This window comes from Flavobacterium sp. B114r, assembly GCF_056824125.1.
Genome location: NZ_CP124858.1, coordinates 1,905,647 through 1,924,248 on the forward strand (window position 1 = coordinate 1,905,647; position 18,602 = coordinate 1,924,248).

Genomic DNA, 18,602 nt, shown 5'->3' on the forward strand with positions numbered 1-18,602 from the left:
ACGATCCTGAAAAAACTTTTTCGGGATTTGCAAAAACCATTTCCTTTATTTTATCGTATTTACCCTATATGCTGAAAACCACAATTGGTTCTTCGGCTTTCCATTCTTCTATTCTTAATACCACAATTGTCTATGCGTAACTTTACTCTTAGTCAGTCTAAATTTTTTAGACTAATCTCTTTAGTTTTATTATTTATAACATCTATATCTTCATTCGCACAAATTTGTGGTACGCCCGGAGCTGATGGTCCTGTTGCGATAACAGGTTCTGTAAATACTTATTATCCAATTGCTGGTAATAGAACATTGCCTGAAGGCTCTTTATCTATTGTATTAGGTGCTGTACCAGCTACAGATCAGCATAAAAACAATTTTGGGACAACACCAATTTCTGTAGGAGATTTGATTTTGATCATCCAGATGCAAGATGCAACAATAAACTCTTCAAATGATGCTAGTTATGGTTCAGGTACGACGTATAGTGGCCCTGATGGTAAAGGAGGTACAGGATTTACCGATATTGGTAATTCGGGTATTTTTGAGTATGTTATTGCTACTAGTAATGTACCATTGACAGGTGGGAATTTGACCTTTAAAGGTACAGGTCCCAATGGCGGTGCTTTTAATAGTTTTTATAATGCAGATGCGACAGGATTAAGAGGAAAGAGAACATTTCAAATTATTAGAGTCCCACAATACTCTAACTTAACTTTAAAATCAGATATTACAACACCGCCATTTAATGGTGTTGCCGGAGGAGTTATTGCTTTTAATGTTTCTGGATTTTTCGATTTTGGTGGAATGAAAATTGATGGAAATGCAAGAGGATTTAGAGGAGGGTTTAGTCCGAAAGCTGCTTCAGGTGCAAATAATGCAACAACTTATGTTGGAGTTGCTACAAATACCGCAATTTCTTGTAAAGGAGAAGGAATTGCAGGGACACCCAAATATATGTGGGATGGCTTTAACCAGGTGATTAATGCTACCGAAGGTTTACCTGTTGGTTCCTCTGGAAGAGGGGCAGCTGCCAATGCTGGTGGAGGTGGTAATGATCACAATACCGGTGGTGGTGGTGGCGGTAATGGTGGTTATGGTGGTTTAGGTGGTTATGGCTGGCAGGGATATGCTGGAGGAGATCGCTATGATAATGGTGGTCTTACCGGAGGAGGACGACCAGGTTTTAAATCTTTTCCTATGCTTACTTCTACATCTACACCATCGTTGACGAGGCTTATAATGGGTGGCGGAGGTGGAGCCGGAGATGCAAATGATGCTGTTGATGGTGTAAAAGGCGGTGTTGGAGGTGCTATTGTACTCATTAATGCCGGTGTTGTTCAAGGGGTTGGATTAATTGAAGCCAATGGTGGAGATGGAGCTCCAGGTATTTATGGAAGTTCACCTGATGGTGCCGGAGGTGCCGGAGCTGGAGGAACTGTATTATTAAATATTTCTAATAGTAGTTCTGGAACAATTACAATTAGTGCAAAAGGAGGAAAGGGAGGAAATACAGAAAGAGATACTAACAACGAACACGGACCTGGTGGTGGTGGTGGTGGTGGTATCATTAGACATAATCTTGTAGGAACAGTAATAACTAAAACCGATGTAAGCAAAGGCTTATCAGGAATGACAACAGGAGCAAACAGTGGTAATACTACAGCACATGGGGCGATGCCTGGATCAGATGGACATGTATCCACTTTTGTTACATCAGATTTACCAGCAAACCTGCAGGTTAATTCAAGTTGTTTTCCACGTCTTGAAATTACAGTAAAATCTTCGTCTAATAAAACTGTTTGTAATTCGGTAGGAGAAAAGGTTTCTTATGAAATTCAAATAAAAAATGCAGGAGTAGGAAATGCGGCTGGAGTTGTTTTGGATTTTACTTTTCCAAATGGAATTGAATTTGATTCAGCTATAGCAGCATATTCAGTTGATGCTTCGGGACCTGCTGGAACTTTGACTAATACTGCTACAGGTAATAATCCAATTTTTGGTGGTTTTAATATTGCTAAAGATGGAGTAGTTACAATAACTTTAACAGGTAAGATCGTAACATCAATTGCAGCGGGTACATATGATTCTAAGGCACAGGCTTTATATCTTGATCCAACACGTACTAGTGTAAACAGACAAATAACGGCATCTACAAATGCCTCCATCAGTGCAAATAAAAATTATGAGGGAGCTAGTCAAGCACCTGTCCCTGGATTTAATTTTAATGGTGCTGGGACAGAAGATGATATAATAATTTTAGCTTTACCAAACGCTCCGACTGCTTCGGTAACAACACAAGCAAGTTGTACTACACCAACAGGAACGATTAAAGTAAGTAGTCCTGCCAACGGAACAAATATAAGGTATACGTTAACGGGAACAAATCCTGTAACGGCTCCAATTAATAATTCGACAGGTACTTTTTCTGGACTAGTTGCAGGGAAATACAAAGTAACTACAACCGATCCACAAGGATGTACTTCACTTCCTAGTAATGAAATGACTGTAGATGCAATTTCAGGAGCACCAACTACCATAGGAGTTTCAATTTGTCAAGGAGATCCGAGTGCAGCATTAACTGCAACATCTACATCATGCAACTCTAATGATATAGAATGGTTTGCGAATGCTCTTGGAGGAGAGGCATTATTTAAAGGTTCTTCGTTTATTCCAACTTTAACAGATAGAACTACAGTACGAACTATAATTTATTATGCAAGTTGTCCTCTTTCGACTTGCAGGGCAGCGGCAAATTTTGTTATTAAGCCAAAACCAACTATAACAAACACAGTACCAGCTTCACGATGTGATGCAGGAACTTTAACTTTAGGAGCCACAGCTTCTTCAGGAACAATCAATTGGTATACAGCAGCAACAGGTGGTACATTTTTGACAACAGGAACGACTTATGATACGCCAAATTTATCAACAACAACGAGTTATTATGTTGATGCGACTGATAATGGATGTACTACAGGAGCCAGAACTGAAGTTAAAGCAACAATCAATACTACACCAACAATAAATTCTACTACAGAAGGTTCTAATTGTGGCCCAGGAACAGTACAGCTACTTGCGACAGCATCAGCTGGAGCAACTATATATTGGTACAATAGTTTGACTGGCGGCACATTATTAAAAACAGGTGGGGATTTTACAACTCCTAATTTAACAGCTACTACTACTTATTATGTAGGTGCTACTATTACGTCTTCTGGCTGTACCAGTACATCAAGAATTGCAGTTACTGCAGTTATAAATAATCCTTCTACAATTTCATTAACCAGCGGTACACAAAACTCGGCAGTTTGTGCAGGATCAGCAATCCCAACTACAGTTTATACTTTTGGAGGAAGTGCGACCAATGCTATCGTAAAAAATTTGCCAACCGGATTAGATTTTAAAGTTGATCCAGATGCAAAAACAGTTACGATTTCAGGAATTCCAACAACAAATGGCACCTCCTATAGTATAACAACGGTTGGTCATACAACACCATGTTCGGCTGTAACAATAATGGGGAAGGTAACGGTTAATTCGTTGCCAGCAACACCAACACTAACAATTAAACAACCAACTTGTGGTGTTTCCGGAACGTTGACCATTAATAATTATAATGCTACAACTCAATATTCTGTAGATAATGCAACTTTTGCTGTGCTTACTTCAGCTACTTTTAATGTAAGCGCTGGAACGCATACTGTTGTAGCTAAAGATGCTACTTCATTGTGTAGTTCGGTTACGGCTACTTCAGGATCGATCAATGCGACTCCTGCAGTTCCATCAGCTCCAACAGTTGTTGTAACAGCAGAGAGCTGTAGTGCAGCAGCAAGAAATATTTTAAGTGTATACGATGCTAACTTAACGTATACTTCAACTCCATTAGGATTAGCAGTAGGAACAGGCGGAGTTATCACAGGCGGTAGTACAGGAACATCTTACACGATTACAGCTAAGAACAGTTCACAATGTTCTGCTACATCAGCAAGTTTTACCTATAACGGAAACGCACAATTAGCAGTTCCATCAGCTCCAACAGTTGTTGTAACAGCAGAGAGCTGTAGTGCAGCAGCAAGAAATATTTTAAGTGTATACGATGCTAACTTAACGTATACTTCAACTCCATTAGGATTAGCAGTAGGAACAGGCGGAGTTATCACAGGCGGTAGTACAGGAACATCTTACACGATTACAGCTAAGAACAGTTCACAATGTTCTGCTACATCAGCAAGTTTTACCTATAACGGAAACGCACAATTAGCAGTTCCATCAGCTCCAACAGTTGTTGTAACAGCAGAGAGCTGTAGTGCAGCAGCAAGAAATATTTTAAGTGTATACGATGCTAACTTAACGTATACTTCAACTCCATTAGGATTAGCAGTAGGAACAGGCGGAGTTATCACAGGCGGTAGTACAGGAACATCTTACACGATTACAGCTAAGAACAGTTCACAATGTTCTGCTACATCAGCAAGTTTTACCTATAACGGAAACGCACAATTAGCAGTTCCATCAGCTCCAACAGTTGTTGTAACAGCAGAGAGCTGTAGTGCAGCAGCAAGAAATATTTTAAGTGTATACGATGCTAACTTAACGTATACTTCAACTCCATTAGGATTAGCAGTAGGAACAGGCGGAGTTATCACAGGCGGTAGTACAGGAACATCTTACACGATTACAGCTAAGAACAGTTCACAATGTTCTGCTACATCAGCAAGTTTTACCTATAACGGAAACGCACAATTAGCAGTTCCATCAGCTCCAACAGTTGCTGTAACAGCAGAGAGCTGTAGTGCAGCAGCAAGAAATATTTTAAGTGTATACGATGCTAACTTAACGTATACTTCAACTCCATTAGGATTAGCAGTAGGAACAGGCGGAGTTATCACAGGCGGTAGTACAGGAACATCTTACACGATTACAGCTAAGAACAGTTCACAATGTTCTGCTACATCAGCAAGTTTTACCTATAACGGAAACGCACAATTAGCAGTTCCATCAGCTCCAACAGTTGTTGTAACAGCAGAGAGCTGTAGTGCAGCAGCAAGAAATATTTTAAGTGTATACGATGCTAACTTAACGTATACTTCAACTCCATTAGGATTAGCAGTAGGAACAGGCGGAGTTATCACAGGCGGTAGTACAGGAACATCTTACACGATTACAGCTAAGAACAGTTCACAATGTTCTGCTACATCAGCAAGTTTTACCTATAACGGAAACGCACAATTAGCAGTTCCATCAGCTCCAACAGTTGCTGTAACAGCAGAGAGCTGTAGTGCAGCAGCAAGAAATATTTTAAGTGTATACGATGCTAACTTAACGTATACTTCAACTCCATTAGGATTAGCAGTAGGAACAGGCGGAGTTATCACAGGCGGTAGTACAGGAACATCTTACACGATTACAGCTAAGAACAGTTCACAATGTTCTGCTACATCAGCAAGTTTTACCTATAACGGAAACGCACAATTAGCAGTTCCATCAGCTCCAACAGTTGTTGTAACAGCAGAGAGCTGTAGTGCAGCAGCAAGAAATATTTTAAGTGTATACGATGCTAACTTAACGTATACTTCAACTCCATTAGGATTAGCAGTAGGAACAGGCGGAGTTATCACAGGCGGTAGTACAGGAACATCTTACACGATTACAGCTAAGAACAGTTCACAATGTTCTGCTACATCAGCAAGTTTTACCTATAACGGAAACGCACAATTAGCAGTTCCATCAGCTCCAACAGTTGTTGTAACAGCAGAGAGCTGTAGTGCAGCAGCAAGAAATATTTTAAGTGTATACGATGCTAACTTAACGTATACTTCAACTCCATTAGGATTAGCAGTAGGAACAGGCGGAGTTATCACAGGCGGTAGTACAGGAACATCTTACACGATTACAGCTAAGAACAGTTCACAATGTTCTGCTACATCAGCAAGTTTTACCTATAACGGAAACGCACAATTAGCAGTTCCATCAGCTCCAACAGTTGTTGTAACAGCAGAGAGCTGTAGTGCAGCAGCAAGAAATATTTTAAGTGTATACGATGCTAACTTAACGTATACTTCAACTCCATTAGGATTAGCAGTAGGAACAGGCGGAGTTATCACAGGCGGTAGTACAGGAACATCTTACACGATTACAGCTAAGAACAGTTCACAATGTTCTGCTACATCAGCAAGTTTTACCTATAACGGAAACGCACAATTAGCAGTTCCATCAGCTCCAACAGTTGTTGTAACAGCAGAGAGCTGTAGTGCAGCAGCAAGAAATATTTTAAGTGTATACGATGCTAACTTAACGTATACTTCAACTCCATTAGGATTAGCAGTAGGAACAGGCGGAGTTATCACAGGCGGTAGTACAGGAACATCTTACACGATTACAGCTAAAAACAGTTCACAATGTTCTGCTACATCAGCAAGTTTTACCTATAACGGAAACGCACAATTAGCAGTTCCATCAGCTCCAACAGTTGTTGTAACAGCAGAGAGCTGTAGTGCAGCAGCAAGAAATATTTTAAGTGTATACGATGCTAACTTAACGTATACTTCAACTCCATTAGGATTAGCAGTAGGAACAGGCGGAGTTATCACAGGCGGTAGTACAGGAACATCTTACACGATTACAGCTAAGAACAGTTCACAATGTTCTGCTACATCAGCAAGTTTTACCTATAACGGAAACGCACAATTAGCAGTTCCATCAGCTCCAACAGTTGTTGTAACAGCAGAGAGCTGTAGTGCAGCAGCAAGAAATATTTTAAGTGTATACGATGCTAACTTAACGTATACTTCAACTCCATTAGGATTAGCAGTAGGAACAGGCGGAGTTATCACAGGCGGTAGTACAGGAACATCTTACACGATTACAGCTAAGAACAGTTCACAATGTTCTGCTACATCAGCAAGTTTTACCTATAACGGAAACGCACAATTAGCAGTTCCATCAGCTCCAACAGTTGCTGTAACAGCAGAGAGCTGTAGTGCAGCAGCAAGAAATATTTTAAGTGTATACGATGCTAACTTAACGTATACTTCAACTCCATTAGGATTAGCAGTAGGAACAGGCGGAGTTATCACAGGCGGTAGTACAGGAACATCTTACACGATTACAGCTAAGAACAGTTCACAATGTTCTGCTACATCAGCAAGTTTTACCTATAACGGAAACGCACAATTAGCAGTTCCATCAGCTCCAACAGTTGTTGTAACAGCAGAGAGCTGTAGTGCAGCAGCAAGAAATATTTTAAGTGTATACGATGCTAACTTAACGTATACTTCAACTCCATTAGGATTAGCAGTAGGAACAGGCGGAGTTATCACAGGCGGTAGTACAGGAACATCTTACACGATTACAGCTAAGAACAGTTCACAATGTTCTGCTACATCAGCAAGTTTTACCTATAACGGAAACGCACAATTAGCAGTTCCATCAGCTCCAACAGTTGTTGTAACAGCAGAGAGCTGTAGTGCAGCAGCAAGAAATATTTTAAGTGTATACGATGCTAACTTAACGTATACTTCAACTCCATTAGGATTAGCAGTAGGAACAGGCGGAGTTATCACAGGCGGTAGTACAGGAACATCTTACACGATTACAGCTAAGAACAGTTCACAATGTTCTGCTACATCAGCAAGTTTTACCTATAACGGAAACGCACAATTAGCAGTTCCATCAGCTCCAACAGTTGTTGTAACAGCAGAGAGCTGTAGTGCAGCAGCAAGAAATATTTTAAGTGTATACGATGCTAACTTAACGTATACTTCAACTCCATTAGGATTAGCAGTAGGAACAGGCGGAGTTATCACAGGCGGTAGTACAGGAACATCTTACACGATTACAGCTAAGAACAGTTCACAATGTTCTGCTACATCAGCAAGTTTTACCTATAACGGAAACGCACAATTAGCAGTTCCATCAGCTCCAACAGTTGTTGTAACAGCAGAGAGCTGTAGTGCAGCAGCAAGAAATATTTTAAGTGTATACGATGCTAACTTAACGTATACTTCAACTCCATTAGGATTAGCAGTAGGAACAGGCGGAGTTATCACAGGCGGTAGTACAGGAACATCTTACACGATTACAGCTAAGAACAGTTCACAATGTTCTGCTACATCAGCAAGTTTTACCTATAACGGAAACGCACAATTAGCAGTTCCATCAGCTCCAACAGTTGCTGTAACAGCAGAGAGCTGTAGTGCAGCAGCAAGAAATATTTTAAGTGTATACGATGCTAACTTAACGTATACTTCAACTCCATTAGGATTAGCAGTAGGAACAGGCGGAGTTATCACAGGCGGTAGTACAGGAACATCTTACACGATTACAGCTAAAAACAGTTCACAATGTTCTGCTACATCAGCAAGTTTTACCTATAACGGAAACGCACAATTAGCAGTTCCATCAGCTCCAACAGTTGTTGTAACAGCAGAGAGCTGTAGTGCAGCAGCAAGAAATATTTTAAGTGTATACGATGCTAACTTAACGTATACTTCAACTCCATTAGGATTAGCAGTAGGAACAGGCGGAGTTATCACAGGCGGTAGTACAGGAACATCTTACACGATTACAGCTAAGAACAGTTCACAATGTTCTGCTACATCAGCAAGTTTTACCTATAACGGAAACGCACAATTAGCAGTTCCATCAGCTCCAACAGTTGTTGTAACAGCAGAGAGCTGTAGTGCAGCAGCAAGAAATATTTTAAGTGTATACGATGCTAACTTAACGTATACTTCAACTCCATTAGGATTAGCAGTAGGAACAGGCGGAGTTATCACAGGCGGTAGTACAGGAACATCTTACACGATTACAGCTAAGAACAGTTCACAATGTTCTGCTACATCAGCAAGTTTTACCTATAACGGAAACGCACAATTAGCAGTTCCATCAGCTCCAACAGTTGCTGTAACAGCAGAGAGCTGTAGTGCAGCAGCAAGAAATATTTTAAGTGTATACGATGCTAACTTAACGTATACTTCAACTCCATTAGGATTAGCAGTAGGAACAGGCGGAGTTATCACAGGCGGTAGTACAGGAACATCTTACACGATTACAGCTAAGAACAGTTCACAATGTTCTGCTACATCAGCAAGTTTTACCTATAACGGAAACGCACAATTAGCAGTTCCATCAGCTCCAACAGTTGTTGTAACAGCAGAGAGCTGTAGTGCAGCAGCAAGAAATATTTTAAGTGTATACGATGCTAACTTAACGTATACTTCAACTCCATTAGGATTAGCAGTAGGAACAGGCGGAGTTATCACAGGCGGTAGTACAGGAACATCTTACACGATTACAGCTAAGAACAGTTCACAATGTTCTGCTACATCAGCAAGTTTTACCTATAACGGAAACGCACAATTAGCAGTTCCATCAGCTCCAACAGTTGTTGTAACAGCAGAGAGCTGTAGTGCAGCAGCAAGAAATATTTTAAGTGTATACGATGCTAACTTAACGTATACTTCAACTCCATTAGGATTAGCAGTAGGAACAGGCGGAGTTATCACAGGCGGTAGTACAGGAACATCTTACACGATTACAGCTAAGAACAGTTCACAATGTTCTGCTACATCAGCAAGTTTTACCTATAACGGAAACGCACAATTAGCAGTTCCATCAGCTCCAACAGTTGTTGTAACAGCAGAGAGCTGTAGTGCAGCAGCAAGAAATATTTTAAGTGTATACGATGCTAACTTAACGTATACTTCAACTCCATTAGGATTAGCAGTAGGAACAGGCGGAGTTATCACAGGCGGTAGTACAGGAACATCTTACACGATTACAGCTAAGAACAGTTCACAATGTTCTGCTACATCAGCAAGTTTTACCTATAACGGAAACGCACAATTAGCAGTTCCATCAGCTCCAACAGTTGTTGTAACAGCAGAGAGCTGTAGTGCAGCAGCAAGAAATATTTTAAGTGTATACGATGCTAACTTAACGTATACTTCAACTCCATTAGGATTAGCAGTAGGAACAGGCGGAGTTATCACAGGCGGTAGTACAGGAACATCTTACACGATTACAGCTAAGAACAGTTCACAATGTTCTGCTACATCAGCAAGTTTTACCTATAACGGAAACGCACAATTAGCAGTTCCATCAGCTCCAACAGTTGTTGTAACAGCAGAGAGCTGTAGTGCAGCAGCAAGAAATATTTTAAGTGTATACGATGCTAACTTAACGTATACTTCAACTCCATTAGGATTAGCAGTAGGAACAGGCGGAGTTATCACAGGCGGTAGTACAGGAACATCTTACACGATTACAGCTAAGAACAGTTCACAATGTTCTGCTACATCAGCAAGTTTTACCTATAACGGAAACGCACAATTAGCAGTTCCATCAGCTCCAACAGTTGCTGTAACAGCAGAGAGCTGTAGTGCAGCAGCAAGAAATATTTTAAGTGTATACGATGCTAACTTAACGTATACTTCAACTCCATTAGGATTAGCAGTAGGAACAGGCGGAGTTATCACAGGCGGTAGTACAGGAACATCTTACACGATTACAGCTAAGAACAGTTCACAATGTTCTGCTACATCAGCAAGTTTTACCTATAACGGAAACGCACAATTAGCAGTTCCATCAGCTCCAACAGTTGTTGTAACAGCAGAGAGCTGTAGTGCAGCAGCAAGAAATATTTTAAGTGTATACGATGCTAACTTAACGTATACTTCAACTCCATTAGGATTAGCAGTAGGAACAGGCGGAGTTATCACAGGCGGTAGTACAGGAACATCTTACACGATTACAGCTAAGAACAGTTCACAATGTTCTGCTACATCAGCAAGTTTTACCTATAACGGAAACGCACAATTAGCAGTTCCATCAGCTCCAACAGTTGCTGTAACAGCAGAGAGCTGTAGTGCAGCAGCAAGAAATATTTTAAGTGTATACGATGCTAACTTAACGTATACTTCAACTCCATTAGGATTAGCAGTAGGAACAGGCGGAGTTATCACAGGCGGTAGTACAGGAACATCTTACACGATTACAGCTAAGAACAGTTCACAATGTTCTGCTACATCAGCAAGTTTTACCTATAACGGAAACGCACAATTAGCAGTTCCATCAGCTCCAACAGTTGTTGTAACAGCAGAGAGCTGTAGTGCAGCAGCAAGAAATATTTTAAGTGTATACGATGCTAACTTAACGTATACTTCAACTCCATTAGGATTAGCAGTAGGAACAGGCGGAGTTATCACAGGCGGTAGTACAGGAACATCTTACACGATTACAGCTAAGAACAGTTCACAATGTTCTGCTACATCAGCAAGTTTTACCTATAACGGAAACGCACAATTAGCAGTTCCATCAGCTCCAACAGTTGCTGTAACAGCAGAGAGCTGTAGTGCAGCAGCAAGAAATATTTTAAGTGTATACGATGCTAACTTAACGTATACTTCAACTCCATTAGGATTAGCAGTAGGAACAGGCGGAGTTATCACAGGCGGTAGTACAGGAACATCTTACACGATTACAGCTAAGAACAGTTCACAATGTTCTGCTACATCAGCAAGTTTTACCTATAACGGAAACGCACAATTAGCAGTTCCATCAGCTCCAACAGTTGTTGTAACAGCAGAGAGCTGTAGTGCAGCAGCAAGAAATATTTTAAGTGTATACGATGCTAACTTAACGTATACTTCAACTCCATTAGGATTAGCAGTAGGAACAGGCGGAGTTATCACAGGCGGTAGTACAGGAACATCTTACACGATTACAGCTAAGAACAGTTCACAATGTTCTGCTACATCAGCAAGTTTTACCTATAACGGAAACGCACAATTAGCAGTTCCATCAGCTCCAACAGTTGTTGTAACAGCAGAGAGCTGTAGTGCAGCAGCAAGAAATATTTTAAGTGTATACGATGCTAACTTAACGTATACTTCAACTCCATTAGGATTAGCAGTAGGAACAGGCGGAGTTATCACAGGCGGTAGTACAGGAACATCTTACACGATTACAGCTAAGAACAGTTCACAATGTTCTGCTACATCAGCAAGTTTTACCTATAACGGAAACGCACAATTAGCAGTTCCATCAGCTCCAACAGTTGTTGTAACAGCAGAGAGCTGTAGTGCAGCAGCAAGAAATATTTTAAGTGTATACGATGCTAACTTAACGTATACTTCAACTCCATTAGGATTAGCAGTAGGAACAGGCGGAGTTATCACAGGCGGTAGTACAGGAACATCTTACACGATTACAGCTAAGAACAGTTCACAATGTTCTGCTACATCAGCAAGTTTTACCTATAACGGAAACGCACAATTAGCAGTTCCATCAGCTCCAACAGTTGTTGTAACAGCAGAGAGCTGTAGTGCAGCAGCAAGAAATATTTTAAGTGTATACGATGCTAACTTAACGTATACTTCAACTCCATTAGGATTAGCAGTAGGAACAGGCGGAGTTATCACAGGCGGTAGTACAGGAACATCTTACACGATTACAGCTAAGAACAGTTCACAATGTTCTGCTACATCAGCAAGTTTTACCTATAACGGAAACGCACAATTAGCAGTTCCATCAGCTCCAACAGTTGTTGTAACAGCAGAGAGCTGTAGTGCAGCAGCAAGAAATATTTTAAGTGTATACGATGCTAACTTAACGTATACTTCAACTCCATTAGGATTAGCAGTAGGAACAGGCGGAGTTATCACAGGCGGTAGTACAGGAACATCTTACACGATTACAGCTAAGAACAGTTCACAATGTTCTGCTACATCAGCAAGTTTTACCTATAACGGAAACGCACAATTAGCAGTTCCATCAGCTCCAACAGTTGCTGTAACAGCAGAGAGCTGTAGTGCAGCAGCAAGAAATATTTTAAGTGTATACGATGCTAACTTAACGTATACTTCAACTCCATTAGGATTAGCAGTAGGAACAGGCGGAGTTATCACAGGCGGTAGTACAGGAACATCTTACACGATTACAGCTAAGAACAGTTCACAATGTTCTGCTACATCAGCAAGTTTTACCTATAACGGAAACGCACAATTAGCAGTTCCATCAGCTCCAACAGTTGTTGTAACAGCAGAGAGCTGTAGTGCAGCAGCAAGAAATATTTTAAGTGTATACGATGCTAACTTAACGTATACTTCAACTCCATTAGGATTAGCAGTAGGAACAGGCGGAGTTATCACAGGCGGTAGTACAGGAACATCTTACACGATTACAGCTAAGAACAGTTCACAATGTTCTGCTACATCAGCAAGTTTTACCTATAACGGAAACGCACAATTAGCAGTTCCATCAGCTCCAACAGTTGCTGTAACAGCAGAGAGCTGTAGTGCAGCAGCAAGAAATATTTTAAGTGTATACGATGCTAACTTAACGTATACTTCAACTCCATTAGGATTAGCAGTAGGAACAGGCGGAGTTATCACAGGCGGTAGTACAGGAACATCTTACACGATTACAGCTAAAAACAGTTCACAATGTTCTGCTACATCAGCAAGTTTTACCTATAACGGAAACGCACAATTAGCAGTTCCATCAGCTCCAACAGTTGTTGTAACAGCAGAGAGCTGTAGTGCAGCAGCAAGAAATATTTTAAGTGTATACGATGCTAACTTAACGTATACTTCAACTCCATTAGGATTAGCAGTAGGAACAGGCGGAGTTATCACAGGCGGTAGTACAGGAACATCTTACACGATTACAGCTAAGAACAGTTCACAATGTTCTGCTACATCAGCAAGTTTTACCTATAACGGAAACGCACAATTAGCAGTTCCATCAGCTCCAACAGTTGTTGTAACAGCAGAGAGCTGTAGTGCAGCAGCAAGAAATATTTTAAGTGTATACGATGCTAACTTAACGTATACTTCAACTCCATTAGGATTAGCAGTAGGAACAGGCGGAGTTATCACAGGCGGTAGTACAGGAACATCTTACACGATTACAGCTAAGAACAGTTCACAATGTTCTGCTACATCAGCAAGTTTTACCTATAACGGAAACGCACAATTAGCAGTTCCATCAGCTCCAACAGTTGTTGTAACAGCAGAGAGCTGTAGTGCAGCAGCAAGAAATATTTTAAGTGTATACGATGCTAACTTAACGTATACTTCAACTCCATTAGGATTAGCAGTAGGAACAGGCGGAGTTATCACAGGCGGTAGTACAGGAACATCTTACACGATTACAGCTAAGAACAGTTCACAATGTTCTGCTACATCAGCAAGTTTTACCTATAACGGAAACGCACAATTAGCAGTTCCATCAGCTCCAACAGTTGTTGTAACAGCAGAGAGCTGTAGTGCAGCAGCAAGAAATATTTTAAGTGTATACGATGCTAACTTAACGTATACTTCAACTCCATTAGGATTAGCAGTAGGAACAGGCGGAGTTATCACAGGCGGTAGTACAGGAACATCTTACACGATTACAGCTAAAAACAGTTCACAATGTTCTGCTACATCAGCAAGTTTTACCTATAACGGAAACGCACAATTAGCAGTTCCATCAGCTCCAACAGTTGTTGTAACAGCAGAGAGCTGTAGTGCAGCAGCAAGAAATATTTTAAGTGTATACGATGCTAACTTAACGTATACTTCAACTCCATTAGGATTAGCAGTAGGAACAGGCGGAGTTATCACAGGCGGTAGTACAGGAACATCTTACACGATTACAGCTAAGAACAGTTCACAATGTTCTGCTACATCAGCAAGTTTTACCTATAACGGAAACGCACAATTAGCAGTTCCATCAGCTCCAACAGTTGTTGTAACAGCAGAGAGCTGTAGTGCAGCAGCAAGAAATATTTTAAGTGTATACGATGCTAACTTAACGTATACTTCAACTCCATTAGGATTAGCAGTAGGAACAGGCGGAGTTATCACAGGCGGTAGTACAGGAACATCTTACACGATTACAGCTAAGAACAGTTCACAATGTTCTGCTACATCAGCAAGTTTTACCTATAACGGAAACGCACAATTAGCAGTTCCATCAGCTCCAACAGTCGGAACCATCACGCAGTCTACTTGTACTTTGTCAACAGGAAGTGTAGTATTGAATGGCTTACCTGCAGGAAATTGGATAATCAATCCAGGAAATATTTCAGGAAACACTGCTTCTAGAACTATTTCAGGATTGGCAGCAGGAACGACTTTTAACTATACCGTAACAAATTCCTTTGGATGTGAATCAGGAGTTTCGGAAAATGTTGATATTTGGAAAGTTATTTGTGCTATGGATGATACCTCAGAAATGATTAATGGAAAAGATGGAGGAACAACAACAGTTTCTGTTTTAGATAACGATACTCTAAAAGGTGATCCGGTAAATCCATCTAATGTTACTGTGGCCGAAAAAGGAACATATCCAACAGGGATTACTTTAAATGTTGATGGTTCTATTACGGTCGATGCAAACACTCCAGCAGGAAGTTATGAGTTAGAATATTCTATTTGCGAGAAGTTGAATTTAATAAATTGTGATTCAGCTATAGTAACAGTTGTAGTAGGCCAGCCAACAATTGATGCCGTAACCGAGAAAACAGTTGAGATCAATGGTCTTACAGGAGGTAAAACCCCAGCGTTAACCGCCAATGATAAATTAAACGGACTTGATGTTGTAATTGGAAGCAATGCAGGACAAGTGACACTAACACCGGTAACCGTACCAACAGGTTTAACCCTTAATACAGACGGAACCGTAACAGTAGCACCAAACACCCCGGCAGGCGAATACAATCTGACATACAAAATATGCGAAGTAACCAATCCGGACAATTGCGATCAGGTAACTTCAATTATAGTAGTAGGCCAGCCAACAATTGATGCCGTAACCGAGAAAACAGTTGAGATCAATGGTCTTACAGGAGGTAAAACCCCAGCGTTAACCGCCAATGATAAATTAAACGGACTTGATGTTGTAATTGGAAGCAATGCAGGACAAGTGACACTAACACCGGTAACCGTACCAACAGGTTTAACCCTTAACACAGACGGAACCGTAACAGTAGCACCAAACACCCCGGCAGGCGAATACAATCTGACATACAAAATATGCGAAGTAACCAATCCGGACAATTGCGATCAGGTAACTTCAATTATCGTAGTAGGCCAGCCAACAATTGATGCCGTAACCGAGAAAACAGCCGAGATCAATGGTCTTACAGGAGGTAAAACCCCAGCTTTAACCGCCAATGACAAATTAAACGGACTTGATGTTGTAATTGGAAGCAATGCAGGACAAGTGACACTAACACCGGTAACCGTACCAACAGGTTTAACCCTTAACACAGACGGAACCGTAACAGTAGCACCAAACACCCCAGCAGGCGAATACAATTTAACATACAAAATATGCGAAGTAACCAATCCGGACAATTGCGATCAGGTAACTTCAATTATCGTAGTAGGCCAGCCAACAATTGATGCCGTAACCGAGAAAACAGCCGAGATCAATGGTCTTACAGGAGGTAAAACCCCAGCTTTAACCGCCAATGACAAATTAAACGGACTTGATGTTGTAATTGGAAGCAATGCAGGACAAGTGACACTAACACCGGTAACCGTACCAACAGGTTTAACCCTTAACACAGACGGAACCGTAACAGTAGCACCAAACACCCCGGCAGGCGAATACAATTTAACATACAAAATATGCGAAGTAACCAATCCGGACAATTGCGATCAGGTAACTTCAATTATCGTAGTTAGTGCTGCAGAAATAAAAGCGGTAGCTGAAACTACAATAGAAATCAATGGAAATGTTGGCGGTAAAACCCCAGCCTTAACATCGAATGACACCTTAAACGGAGTTGCTGTAGTAATAGGAACGAATCCTGGAAACATAATCCTTACAGGAGTAACCGTACCAGCAGGTTTCACCTTAAATGCAGACGGAACAGTAACGATAGCTCCAAATATACCGGTAGGTAATTATAACCTGACTTATAGTATTTGTGAAGTAACCAATCCAACAAATTGTGATCAGGTAACTTCAGTAATTGTAGTGGGGCAGTCAGCAATCAAAGCTCTAACAGAGAACACTCTTCCTATTAATGGAAGCATTGGAGGAACAACATTACCATTAATAAATAATGTTACATTAAACGGAAATTCAGCTGTTATTAAGAATAGTAATGGAGGAATAGTCCTGACAGTTGTAAAAGTTCCAACAGGATTAACTTTAAATCCGGACGGAACGGTAACAGTAAAACCAGGAACTCCAATAGGAAACTATGAGATTGAATATACTATTTGCGAATATTTAAATCCTGCAAATTGTGTTACTGTAAAAAGTTATGTTCCTGTAACGGGAGCAGTTTTACAGGCGAATAATGATAATGCAGGAACTGTAGATACTAATAAAGGACACAGTTCAACAACAAGTATATTTGATAATGATAGTATAAACGGATCAGTAATTAATCTTGCAGATGTTATTTTGACTACTGTTGTTTCGAATCCTAACTTAACTTTAAAGGCAGACGGAACAATCGAAATAAAGTCTGGAACGCCAACTGGAAATTATGAATTGACGTATCAGATTTGTGAAGTCTTAAATCCATCTAATTGTAGTCAGGCAGTTGCGAAGATTTCGGTAATAAATACTCCGCCAATCACGCCATTGATACAGCTTATCATTAATAATGATGGATTAGTAAATGTTGACGGAATAAATGGTTCACTTGAGTTTATCAATGTTTTAGACAATGATTTATTAAAAGGTTTACCAATAAATCCTGCAGATGTGAATTTAAGTATGTCGCAAAGTGCATACTTCGAATTAAATCAGGACGGAACTGTAAATGTGAAACCAAATACTCCGGGAGGAAATTACACATTAACCTACCAGGTTTGTGAAAAAGCAAATCCAACTAATTGTGGAATGGCAACGTTAAGTGTTTTTGTAGAATTCCCTGCCATTGCGATTATCAAAACAGCAGTGTTTAATGATGAAAACAATAACGGAGTTGCAAATGCAGGTGAGACAATTACATATAAATTTAAAGTAACAAACACAGGAAATGTTTCATTGACGGGAGTTATGATTTCAGATCCTTTACCAGGTGTTGTAGTTTCAGGACTAGCGATAAATTTAGGTGTAAACGAATCAGATGAATACAACTTTACAGCTACTTACAAGATTACGCAAAATGATATTAATAAAGGTAGCGTAAGCAATCAGGCAAGTGTTCAGGCACGAAGCAATAAAGGAGTTGTTGTAGATGACTTGTCAGATGATGGCAGTAATACAGGAGATAAACCTACAGTCTTAGACTTACATGGTTGTGTGATAAAAGTCTTTAATGCATTCTCTCCAAACGGAGACGAAAAGAATAAGAGATTCTATATCCAGGGATTAGAATGTTATCCTGATAATACGGTAGAAATTTACAACCGTTGGGGTATTTTAGTTTACGATGTAGACAATTACAACAACGAAGACCGTGCTTTTGTAGGTTACTCTCAAGGACGTACAACAGTAAAACAGTCTGAAGGATTGCCGGAAGGAACTTATTTCTATATTCTAAAATACAAAGACAGCAGTTCAGGCTCGCACCAGCTTTCAGGTTATTTATATATCAACAAATAAAAAAATACAAGCGGCTTAGTTATTAGCTAAGCCGCTTTTTAAAA

At 40.3% G+C, this 18,602-nt stretch carries 1 protein-coding gene; it reads left to right on the plus strand.

What is annotated here, in order from left to right:
• Positions 1–132: 132 nt before the first annotated feature.
• Complete coding sequence (locus QLQ94_RS08385; protein WP_482499510.1) at positions 133–18,558, plus strand: Ig-like domain-containing protein; 18,426 nt, start codon at positions 133–135, stop codon at positions 18,556–18,558.
• The last annotated feature ends 44 nt before the right edge of the window (positions 18,559–18,602 follow it).

What these genes read in the sequence shown, in the direction of transcription:
- QLQ94_RS08385 (WP_482499510.1), top strand. Translation starts at nt 133, where the DNA reads ATGCGTAACTTTACTCTTAGTCAGTCTAAATTTTTTAGACTAATCTCT.